Annotated in this window: 3 protein-coding genes, 2 tRNA genes and 4 rRNA genes; all 9 read left to right on the top strand. The window is 57.7% G+C overall.

What is annotated here, in order from left to right:
- The first annotated feature begins 15 nt into the window (after positions 1–15).
- Positions 16–128, top strand: a 5S ribosomal RNA gene (gene rrf / locus LPB04_RS04665).
- A gap of 199 nt (positions 129–327) precedes the next feature.
- Positions 328–2,760: a penicillin acylase family protein gene (locus LPB04_RS04660; protein ID WP_227496615.1), complete on the top strand. Its 2,433-nt coding sequence runs from the start codon at positions 328–330 to the stop codon at positions 2,758–2,760.
- Positions 2,761–3,193: 433 nt separating this feature from the next.
- Positions 3,194–4,728: ribosomal RNA gene (locus tag LPB04_RS04655) — 16S ribosomal RNA — on the top strand.
- A 77-nt stretch (positions 4,729–4,805) separates the two neighbouring features.
- A tRNA-Ile gene (locus LPB04_RS04650) sits at positions 4,806–4,882 on the top strand.
- A 21-nt stretch (positions 4,883–4,903) separates the two neighbouring features.
- A tRNA-Ala gene (locus tag LPB04_RS04645) sits at positions 4,904–4,979 on the top strand.
- Positions 4,980–5,203: 224 nt separating this feature from the next.
- Positions 5,204–8,096: ribosomal RNA gene (locus LPB04_RS04640) — 23S ribosomal RNA — on the top strand.
- Positions 8,097–8,219: 123 nt separating this feature from the next.
- Positions 8,220–8,332 (top strand): 5S ribosomal RNA (gene rrf, locus LPB04_RS04635).
- The 16S, 23S and 5S rRNA genes sit together here with 2 tRNA genes alongside, the layout of an rRNA operon.
- A 271-nt stretch (positions 8,333–8,603) precedes the next feature.
- Positions 8,604–11,000: a M43 family zinc metalloprotease gene (locus LPB04_RS04630; RefSeq protein WP_227496614.1), complete on the top strand. Its 2,397-nt coding sequence runs from the start codon at positions 8,604–8,606 to the stop codon at positions 10,998–11,000.
- Positions 10,997–11,305, top strand: coding sequence for a hypothetical protein (locus LPB04_RS04625; protein ID WP_193687581.1), 309 nt, complete (start codon positions 10,997–10,999; stop codon positions 11,303–11,305). The genes LPB04_RS04630 and LPB04_RS04625 overlap by 4 nt, the downstream gene beginning before the upstream one ends.
- The last annotated feature ends 109 nt before the right edge of the window (positions 11,306–11,414 follow it).

The following is an 11,414-nucleotide window of genomic DNA, read 5'->3' as shown; positions in this document are numbered from 1 at the left end:
TCCCAGCAAGTTATGCCTGATGACCATAGCAAGTCGGTCCCACCCCTTCCCATCCCGAACAGGACCGTGAAACGACTTTGCGCCGATGATAGTGCTGCAACCAGTGTGAAAGTAGGTTATCGTCAGGCTAGTTATATAGAGAAGCCCACCCGCGCAAGCCGGTGGGCTTTTTCTTTTGTGTCGCATTTTTGACCCCATCAACTTCGCTAGGGTACAAAGCAATTGCTGTCGCTAAACTGGTTCTCCCTGTCAACAGGCCTATGCCAAGCAGGGACATCCATTTGTCTTTCATTTCGCCACGCGGAGATGTCCGCAGAAAGCGTCCACATGAAACGTCAGCAAGTGCAATCGCAGCCCCTCTCTTCTTTCCGTGATGCCGGCGTCGCCGCAGTGCTCGCCCTGGCGCTGGCTGGCTGCAGCAGCAACGATTCCGATACCCCGCAGTCGACGACGCCGCCGCCGGTGGCTACCGCCTCCCGCATCAATGTCGATGTCGTCCGTACCACCTACGGGGTGCCGCATGTAAAAGCCAGGGACTTCCGCAGCCTGGGCTATGGCCTGGCCTATGCCTATGCCCAGGACAACCTGTGCATGTTCGCCGACTCGGTGGTGACGGTGCGCGGCGAGCGTTCCCAGTTCTTCGGCGGAGAAGCGCGCGCGCCGCGGCGCTCGGAGACCGGCGACGAATACGGCGCCGCCAGCGGCTTCATGGACCTCAAGAACGAAGACAGCGATTTCTTCTTCAAGGGCTACCTCGACATCGAGCAATTGCGCGCCAATTATGCCGCCGGCTCCGCCGAGCCGCGCGAGCTCGTCGAAGGCTATGTCGAGGGATACAACCGCTATGTGAAAAGCTTCGCCGGCCAGTATCCGGCGGCCTGCAACAACGCCAGGTGGGTGCGCCCTATCACGGTCGACGACATGTACCTCGTCATGGCCGAAAAAGCCTTGCACGCGACTGGCCAGGTGTTTGCCAAGGAATTTGTCGCCGCCGGACGTGCGCCAGGCGTGACCCTGGCCGCTTCCACGAAAGCGCGCAAGTTCGATCCGGCCTTCCTGCTGGCGCGCCTGGATAAACTCAACCGGCAGGGATTCGGCAGCAATGCCCTGGCCGTCGGCAAGGACCTGTCCGCCAATGGCCGCGGCCTGTTGCTCGGCAACCCGCATTATCCGTGGACGACGGCCGACCGTTTCTACCAGGCCCACCTCACCGTGCCCGGAGATTATGATGCAATGGGCGTCATCATCGGCGGCATACCGGCGATCGTGATCGGTTTTAACCGCGACATCGCCTGGAGCCACACGGTCACCACTGCGCTTCACTTCACCACCTTCCGCCTGGCGCTCGATCCGGCGGACGCCAGCGGCACCACTTATCTATATGACGGCGCGCCCGTAAAAATGCGCGCGAAGACGGTGTCGGTCGACCTGCTGCAGGCGGACGGGACCCTGTCGAAGCGCAGCAAGACCTTCTGGTTCAGCCAGCAGGGCGCCGTGATCGTCAAACCGGAGGCGGGCATGACCTGGACGGCCAGCAACGCCTATGTGCTGGCCGACCCGAACCGCAACAATACCCGCATGCTCGAGCAATGGTTAGGGATTGGCCGGGCCAGCAACGTGCAGGCAATCAAGAGCTCGCTCGACAAGACGGTCGGGCTGCCCTGGGTGAATACGCTGGCGGCTGACCGCGACGGCAGCGTCCTGTTCGCCGACGCCAGCGTCGTGCCGCACATGGGTGCCCAAAAATTCGGCAACGGGTGTTTGCTGCTGCAGGCGGCGCTGCTGTTCGACGGTTCGCGCAGCAGTTGCGCCTGGGGTACGGACGCCAACGCCCCGGCCGGTATCTATTCTCCCGTCAACGGACCGTGGACGATTCGCACCGATTACGTCGGCAATTCGAACGACAGCTATTGGCTGAACAATCCGAAGGCCCTGCTCACCGGGCCGGCACCGTTCGGCTACTCACCCTTGTATGGCCGCGTCGGCGTCGAGCAGAGCCTGCGCACCCGCATCGGCTTCCGCCAGTTCGACGAATTGGCGCAGACGAAAAAGATCGGACTGGTCGACCTGCAGGCGCTGGCCTTCGGGAATCGCCTTTATGCGGCCGAGCTGGTGCTGCCGGAACTGCTCACCGCCTGTACGGGCAACACCGATCCGGTACTGGTGCAAGCGTGCACCGCACTGGCCGGCTGGGACCGCCGGGTGAATGTCGACAGCCGCGGCGCCGTGCTGTTCCGCGAGTTCTGGAACAGCGCCGTGACGGTCCCGAACAAGTGGGCGGTGGCCTTCAACCCGGCCGATCCGGTGAACACGCCGAGCGGCGTGGCGCCGGCGGCGGTGCCGGCGATGCTCGCCTGCCTGAAAACTGCCGCGCTGAAACTGCAGTCGCTCGGGATTCCCCTCGACGGCAAGCTGGGCGATTACCAGACCGAGACCCGCAACGGCGTCCGCATCCCCCTGCACGGCGGTATCGGCAACATCGACGGCTCGTACAACTCACTGACCATGCGGGGCGCCCTGACGGAGACGGGCTATAACGGCGTGTACTGGGGCGAGAGTTATATCCAGACGGTGAGCTTCGACGACCAGGGCCCAGTTGCCCAGGCGATGCTGACCTATGGCCAGTCGACCAATCCGAAGTCGCCGTATTACGTCGACCAGACCGGTGTGTACTCGCGCAAGGAATGGCCGCTGCTGCCGTTCAGCGAAGAGAAGATCAAGGCCGATCCGGGCTACCAGACGCTGACGCTGACGGAGTAGTGTTGGCAAAACCCCCGGCCGCAAGAAAGCACTTGCGGACTGCGGTCGGGGTTCGCTATAATCCGCCTCCTGCTGAAAACGACAACGAAATCAAGTAGTTGTGTTGACAACAGGTGCCGCGAAGTACTGCGGTGTAGCAAAAAAGAAGTTGACGAGAAACAGAAATTGCTTCATACTCTTCTTCCTCTGCTGCTGACGAACAAAACGATTCGCAGAACACAGCAAGGCAACACCGAACAAGTTCTTTAACAATTAACAGTCGATAAGTGTGGGCGTTTGATGAAGGTGCCAAGAGCTTCGGTTCTTGATTACTTAAATTATCAAATGTTCACAAAAAAGAAATACGTTGTCTCAGCAATGAGATGACGGTCAGTATTTTGAGTGAGCGACCCGCTAGCAATAGCGGTGGCAGAAATGCCAACAAACAGAGATTGAACTGAAGAGTTTGATCCTGGCTCAGATTGAACGCTGGCGGCATGCTTTACACATGCAAGTCGAACGGCAGCACGGGGGCAACCCTGGTGGCGAGTGGCGAACGGGTGAGTAATATATCGGAACGTACCCAAGAGTGGGGGATAACGTAGCGAAAGTTACGCTAATACCGCATACGATCTAAGGATGAAAGTGGGGGATCGCAAGACCTCATGCTCCTGGAGCGGCCGATATCTGATTAGCTAGTTGGTGAGGTAAAGGCTCACCAAGGCCACGATCAGTAGCTGGTCTGAGAGGACGACCAGCCACACTGGAACTGAGACACGGTCCAGACTCCTACGGGAGGCAGCAGTGGGGAATTTTGGACAATGGGCGCAAGCCTGATCCAGCAATGCCGCGTGAGTGAAGAAGGCCTTCGGGTTGTAAAGCTCTTTTGTCAGGGAAGAAACGGTAGGGGCTAATATCCTCTGCTAATGACGGTACCTGAAGAATAAGCACCGGCTAACTACGTGCCAGCAGCCGCGGTAATACGTAGGGTGCAAGCGTTAATCGGAATTACTGGGCGTAAAGCGTGCGCAGGCGGTTTTGTAAGTCTGTCGTGAAAGCCCCGGGCTCAACCTGGGAATTGCGATGGAGACTGCAAGGCTTGAATCTGGCAGAGGGGGGTAGAATTCCACGTGTAGCAGTGAAATGCGTAGAGATGTGGAGGAACACCGATGGCGAAGGCAGCCCCCTGGGTCAAGATTGACGCTCATGCACGAAAGCGTGGGGAGCAAACAGGATTAGATACCCTGGTAGTCCACGCCCTAAACGATGTCTACTAGTTGTCGGGTTTTAATTAACTTGGTAACGCAGCTAACGCGTGAAGTAGACCGCCTGGGGAGTACGGTCGCAAGATTAAAACTCAAAGGAATTGACGGGGACCCGCACAAGCGGTGGATGATGTGGATTAATTCGATGCAACGCGAAAAACCTTACCTACCCTTGACATGTCAGGAATCCTGGAGAGATCTAGGAGTGCCCGAAAGGGAACCTGAACACAGGTGCTGCATGGCTGTCGTCAGCTCGTGTCGTGAGATGTTGGGTTAAGTCCCGCAACGAGCGCAACCCTTGTCATTAGTTGCTACATTTAGTTGAGCACTCTAATGAGACTGCCGGTGACAAACCGGAGGAAGGTGGGGATGACGTCAAGTCCTCATGGCCCTTATGGGTAGGGCTTCACACGTCATACAATGGTACATACAGAGGGCCGCCAACCCGCGAGGGGGAGCTAATCCCAGAAAGTGTATCGTAGTCCGGATCGTAGTCTGCAACTCGACTGCGTGAAGTTGGAATCGCTAGTAATCGCGGATCAGCATGTCGCGGTGAATACGTTCCCGGGTCTTGTACACACCGCCCGTCACACCATGGGAGCGGGTTTTACCAGAAGTAGGTAGCTTAACCGCAAGGAGGGCGCTTACCACGGTAGGATTCGTGACTGGGGTGAAGTCGTAACAAGGTAGCCGTATCGGAAGGTGCGGCTGGATCACCTCCTTTCTAGAGTAGCACCGGGTCTTAGAGCCCAGTCACCAAACGCTCACACTTATCGACTGTTGAACAAAGAACACAGTTTCGGGGCTGTAGCTCAGCTGGTTAGAGCACCGTGTTGATAACGCGGGGGTCGTTGGTTCGAGTCCAACCAGCCCTACCAGGTTATTGGCAAACCCAATAAGGGGGATTAGCTCAGCTGGGAGAGCACCTGCTTTGCAAGCAGGGGGTCGTCGGTTCGATCCCGTCATCCTCCACCAAAAGCTCAAACGTAAGACGCCAAGTTTTAGGTTTGATCTTTTCGAGATCACTGTTGTTCTGTTCTTTAACAATCTGGAAGAAGTAAAGTTTTTTTAAGCGTTCGATGCGTCAGCAATGATGTAGCGAACACTTAGGGTAGTAGTAAGAATCAACAAACATGCAACAAGCTGTACTCCTTGAACTGTAACGCTCCCTGGTGAGTAACCAGGGGCTAACGTTATAGGGACAAGCGAATAAGTGCACATGGTGGATGCCTTGGCGATTACAGGCGATGAAGGACGTAGTAGCTTGCGATAAGCTGCGGGGAGTGAGCAAACACACTTTGATCCGCAGATTTCCGAATGGGGAAACCCGGCCTTTACAGGTCATTGCATGCTGAATACATAGGCATGCAAAGCGAACGCGGCGAACTGAAACATCTAAGTAGCTGCAGGAAAAGAAATCAACCGAGATTCCCAAAGTAGTGGCGAGCGAAATGGGAAGAGCCTGTACGTGATAGTCGGACTGATAGTGGAAGCTTCTGGAAATAGGCGCCATAGCGGGTGATAGCCCCGTACACGAAATCAGACCGGTGGTACTAAGCGTACGACAAGTAGGGCGGGACACGAGAAATCCTGTCTGAACATGGGGGGACCATCCTCCAAGGCTAAATACTCGTAATCGACCGATAGTGAACCAGTACCGTGAGGGAAAGGCGAAAAGAACCCCGGGAGGGGAGTGAAATAGATCCTGAAACCGTGTGCATACAAACAGTCGGAGCGGACTTGTTCCGTGACGGCGTACCTTTTGTATAATGGGTCAGCGACTTACATTCAGTGGCGAGGTTAACCGGATAGGGGAGCCGTAGAGAAATCGAGTCCGAACAGGGCGACAGTCGCTGGGTGTAGACCCGAAACCAAGTGATCTACCCATGGCCAGGATGAAGGTGCGGTAACACGCCCTGGAGGTCCGAACCCACTAATGTTGAAAAATTAGGGGATGAGCTGTGGGTAGGGGTGAAAGGCTAAACAAACTTGGAAATAGCTGGTTCTCTCCGAAAACTATTTAGGTAGTGCCTCAAGTATCACCATCGGGGGTAGAGCACTGTTATGGCTAGGGGGTCATTGCGACTTACCAAACCATTGCAAACTCCGAATACCGATGAGTGCGAGCTTGGGAGACAGACGTCGGGTGCTAACGTCCGGCGTCAAGAGGGAAACAACCCAGACCGCCAGCTAAGGTCCCAAAGATTGGCTAAGTGGAAAACGAAGTGGGAAGGCTAAAACAGTCAGGATGTTGGCTTAGAAGCAGCCATCATTTAAAGAAAGCGTAATAGCTCACTGATCGAGTCGTCCTGCGCGGAAGATGTAACGGGGCTAAGCCAGTCACCGAAGCTGCGGATATTTTTCGAAGTATTTATACTTTGATCGATATGGTAGGAGAGCGTTCTGTAAGCCTGCGAAGGTGTCTTGTAAAGGATGCTGGAGGTATCAGAAGTGCGAATGCTGACATGAGTAGCGATAATGGGGGTGAAAAGCCTCCACGCCGTAAGCCCAAGGTTTCCTGTTCAACGTTCATCGGAGCAGGGTGAGTCGGCCCCTAAGGCGAGGCAGAGATGCGTAGCTGATGGGAAGCAGGTTAATATTCCTGCACCGTCGTATGATGCGATGGGGGGACGGATCGCGGAAGGTTGTCTGACTGTTGGAATAGTCAGTTTCTGCCTCATAGAAGGCGCTTAGGCAAATCCGGGCGCGGAATTCAAGGGGGTGGGACGAGCGGCTTTATGCTGCGAAGCAATCGGAAGTGGTTCCAAGAAAAGCCTCTAAGCTTCAGTCATACGAGACCGTACCGCAAACCGACACAGGTGGGCGAGATGAGTATTCTAAGGCGCTTGAGAGAACTCGGGAGAAGGAACTCGGCAAATTGGTACCGTAACTTCGGGAAAAGGTACGCCCCGGTAGCTTGACCACTTTACTGTGGAAGGGCGAAAGGGTTGCAATAAACTGGTGGCTGCGACTGTTTAATAAAAACACAGCACTCTGCAAACACGAAAGTGGACGTATAGGGTGTGACGCCTGCCCGGTGCTGGAAGATTAAATGATGGGGTGCAAGCTCTTGATTGAAGTCCCAGTAAACGGCGGCCGTAACTATAACGGTCCTAAGGTAGCGAAATTCCTTGTCGGGTAAGTTCCGACCTGCACGAATGGCGTAACGATGGCCACACTGTCTCCTCCCGAGACTCAGCGAAGTTGAAATGTTTGTGATGATGCAATCTACCCGCGGCTAGACGGAAAGACCCCATGAACCTTTACTGTAGCTTTGCATTGGACTTTGAACCAATCTGTGTAGGATAGGTGGGAGGCTTTGAAGCGGGGACGCCAGTTCTCGTGGAGCCATCCTTGAAATACCACCCTGGTTTGTTTGAGGTTCTAACCTTGGTCCGTTATCCGGATCGGGGACAGTGCATGGTAGGCAGTTTGACTGGGGCGGTCTCCTCCTAAAGTGTAACGGAGGAGTTCGAAGGTACGCTAGGTACGGTCGGACATCGTGCTAATAGTGCAATGGCATAAGCGTGCTTAACTGCGAGACCGACAAGTCGAGCAGGTACGAAAGTAGGACATAGTGATCCGGTGGTTCTGTATGGAAGGGCCATCGCTCAACGGATAAAAGGTACTCTGGGGATAACAGGCTGATTCCTCCCAAGAGTTCATATCGACGGGGGAGTTTGGCACCTCGATGTCGGCTCATCACATCCTGGGGCTGTAGCCGGTCCCAAGGGTATGGCTGTTCGCCATTTAAAGTGGTACGTGAGCTGGGTTTAAAACGTCGTGAGACAGTTTGGTCCCTATCTGCCGTGGGCGTTGGAAATTTGAAGGGGGCTGCTCCTAGTACGAGAGGACCGGAGTGGACGAACCTCTGGTGTACCGGTTGTCACGCCAGTGGCATTGCCGGGTAGCTAAGTTCGGAAGAGATAACCGCTGAAAGCATCTAAGCGGGAAACTTGCCTTGAGATGAGATTTCCCGGAGCCTTGAGCTCCTTGAAGGGTCGTTCGAGACCAGGACGTTGATAGGCTGGGTGTGGAAGTGCAGTAATGCATTAAGCTAACCAGTACTAATTGCCCGTACGGCTTGTCCCTATAACCTTAGCAGGTATAGTTCAATTGAATACAGTGTGCTGTTTGTTGATACACACTACCCAACTTTACTTCCTCCAGATTCCGGGTCGCAGTTCATGAGAACTGCGCCTCGTACAAGTCATGCCTGATGACCATAGCAAGTCGGTCCCACCCCTTCCCATCCCGAACAGGACCGTGAAACGACTTTGCGCCGATGATAGTGCTGCAACCAGTGTGAAAGTAGGTTATCGTCAGGCTAGTTATAAAAAGAAAACCCGCTCAGTAATCTGAGCGGGTTTTTTTTCGTCTGTCGGTTTTGATCTCTGCAGTTGGCCGTGCGACCGCGCGGACACAGGGCTTGGTCTTCCCTTGCCTCCTGCCAAACTTCCGATTCCAGCCCAGCGATCGGAACTTCGCTCTCCCAAATTGTCTTACTAGTTGAAAAGCGATTCCAATTTGATATCGATTGGAAACGGCGCACTCGCCTTGCGGGTGCATTTGTACGCTGGAAGAGACTAGGGGAATCACATGAAAGCGAAAACATCGAAGGGTGCGACATCGATGCCTGACGGAGACAATTCGGACGACTCCAAGGCTGGATCGCAGAACGGAGTGGGCAGCGCCTTTTCTACCATGATGCCGAACGTTGGCGATATCGGCGCGGCTCCCGACGAACGCGGCATGCCAGGCCTGAGCGCGCGCGACCCGACCGGCTCCATGCCTTCAGGCGGTATGGAGCCCCGCCTGCAAAGTCGTGAATACGACATGCCCGACGGGGGAATGGGCGACGGCAGCAGCGGGCGTCCTGACGGCGGCGGCCCAGGCAGCGGCGGCGGCGGCACCTTCGGCGGTGGGGGCGGAGGCGGAGGCAACGGCAGCGCGGACACGCCGCAGGTGCGCAAATGCGGCACCATGGACGTGCACCGGCGCCTCCTGTCGACCGACCCCCAGTACGCGCGCGTTCGCGACGAGATCGAAGACCAGACCGCGCGCTTCGAGCTTTCCGGCCTGAGCGCGCAACGCACCGGCATCACCCGTATTCCCGTGGTCGTGCACGTGGTGTGGAACACAGCCGCGCAAAATATTTCCGACGCACAGATCACGAGCCAGATCGATGTCCTGAACCGCGACTTCCGCCGCACCAACCCTGACGTGAGTACCACGCCCGCGCCTTTCCTGCCGCTTGCGGCGGATGTCCGCGTTGAGTTTTCCCTGGCCACGACCAATCCCTTGGGCGCGCCGACGAACGGCATCGAACGGCGCCAGACCTCGGTCACTTCGTTTTCCGACAACGATGCGGTGAAATCGGCCGCCACCGGGGGCATGGATGCCTGGCCGGCCGCGAACTACCTCAATATCTGGGTCTGCCAACTCGGTGGCGGCTTGCTCGGCTATGCGCAGTTCCCCGGCGGCCCCGATGCTACCGACGGGGTCGTCATCCTGCACTCGGCCTTCGGCACCACCGGCACTGCAGCCGCGCCGTTCAATCTCGGACGCACCGCGACCCACGAAATCGGCCATTGGCTGAACCTCAACCACATCTGGGGCGACGACGGCACCGGCTGCAGCGGCACCGACAATGTTGCGGACACCCCGAACCAGGCAGGCAGCAACACCGGCGTGCCGACCTTCCCGCATGTGTCGTGCAGCAACGGGCCGAACGGCGACATGTTCATGAATTACATGGATTACGTCGACGACAGGGCGATGGTGATGTTTTCCACCGGCCAGGTGGCACGCATGCAGGCCTGCCTCGACGGCGTGCGCAGTGCAATCGGCAGCAGCGCCGGCGCGATCCGCCCGAGTTCGTCGCCGGTGCTTGCGTGGGGCCCAAACCGCCTCGACACATTTGTCCTCGGAACCGATCGGGCGCTCTATCACAAGTGGTGGAACGGCAGTGCATGGGGCCCCTCCGTCACAGGGTACGAGCACATGGGCGGCGTCTGCACCAGCGTCCCGCAGGCCGTCGCATGGGGAGCGAACCGCCTCGATGTATTCGTTACCGGCACCGACAGCGCCCTTTACCACAAGTGGTGGAACGGCTCCGCCTGGGGGCCATCGGTCACCGGTTACGAGAACATGGGTGGCGTCTGCCTGGACGATCCGCGTATCGTTTCATGGGGCCCGAACCGGCTCGACGTATTCGTGCTCGGCACGAACCGTGCGTTGTTTCACAAATGGTGGAACGGCTCGTCCTGGGGGCCGTCGCTTACCAGTTACGAAAGCCTCGGCGGTACCTGCGTCGGCCAGCCCGAAGCCGTTTCGTGGGGAGCCGACCGCCTCGACGTGTTCGTGATCGGCACCGACCGCGCGCTGTACCACAAGTGGTGGAACGGCACGTCCTGGGGGCCGTCGGTCACTGGTTACGAGCGCCTCGGCGGCGTCTGCACCTCGGCGCCGCGCGTCGTCGCATGGGGACCGAACCGGCTCGATGTGTTCGTCACCGGCACGGATGGCGCGCTCTACCACAAGTGGTGGAACGGCCAGTCGTGGGGGCCGTCGGTCGACGGTTTCGAACGCCTGGGCGGCGTATGCATCGGCCAGCCCGAGGTCGTGGCCTGGGGACCGGACCGTCTCGACGTCTTCGTCATCGGCACCGACAGCGCCCTTTACCACAAGTGGTGGAATGGCCAGTCGTGGGGCCCATCGGTGACAGGCTACGAAAGCATGGGCGGCGTCTGCACCTCCCAGCCACGGGCCGTCGCCTGGGGGCCGAACCGCCTCGACGTGTTTGTCACCGGTACCGACAGCGCGCTCTACCACAAGTGGTGGAACGGATCGGCATGGGGGCCATCGCTCACCGGCTACGAAAACATGGGCGGCGTCATCTCGGCGTTCCGCAAGGACGAGCCGCGCGCTCCGGCCGTCACCATGCCGCTTCCGGCACAGGGCATTACGCAGCAGCTGGGGGCGACCTTATCATGACGACCTCACAGACAAGCTCACTGACTGGTACCTGGGCCCATTCCTTCGAGGAGGACGAGGGCGATGTGCAGGTCTACCGTCCAGGCGGATCATTCCCGTTTCCCCCCAGCCGCCGCGGACGCGAAACCCTCGACTTCCAGCAAGCCGGCCAGGTGGTCACAGGGATGCCGGGTCCTGACGACCGGCAAACGCATGCCGCCGCAGGCATCACGGCACTCGGGATGAATCGCTTCCGCCTGGGAGATTCGCGCGTGATCGAAGTGATCGAGTTCGGTCCCGATGTACTGAAGGTCAGGCAGGCCTGAACTGGCGGCGCCTGGCCTCATCGTCAGGCGCCGTGCAGGAACTATTTTCGCGAAGCCTCTTGCAGAGCTCCTGTGGCTTTGTTATAGTTCGCCTCCTCGCGAAAACGAC

This window comes from Massilia litorea, assembly GCF_015101885.1.
Taxonomy (GTDB): Bacteria; Pseudomonadota; Gammaproteobacteria; order Burkholderiales; family Burkholderiaceae_D; genus Telluria; species Telluria litorea.
This window is presented reverse-complemented; position numbering and strand designations above follow the sequence as displayed.

Excerpts from the sequence above, each read along its gene's own strand:
- LPB04_RS04630 (WP_227496614.1), top strand. The coding sequence starts at position 8,604 with ATGAAAGCGAAAACATCGAAGGGTGCGACATCGATGCCTGACGGAGAC.
- LPB04_RS04660 (WP_227496615.1), top strand. The coding sequence starts at position 328 with ATGAAACGTCAGCAAGTGCAATCGCAGCCCCTCTCTTCTTTCCGTGAT.
- LPB04_RS04625 (WP_193687581.1), top strand. The coding sequence starts at position 10,997 with ATGACGACCTCACAGACAAGCTCACTGACTGGTACCTGGGCCCATTCC.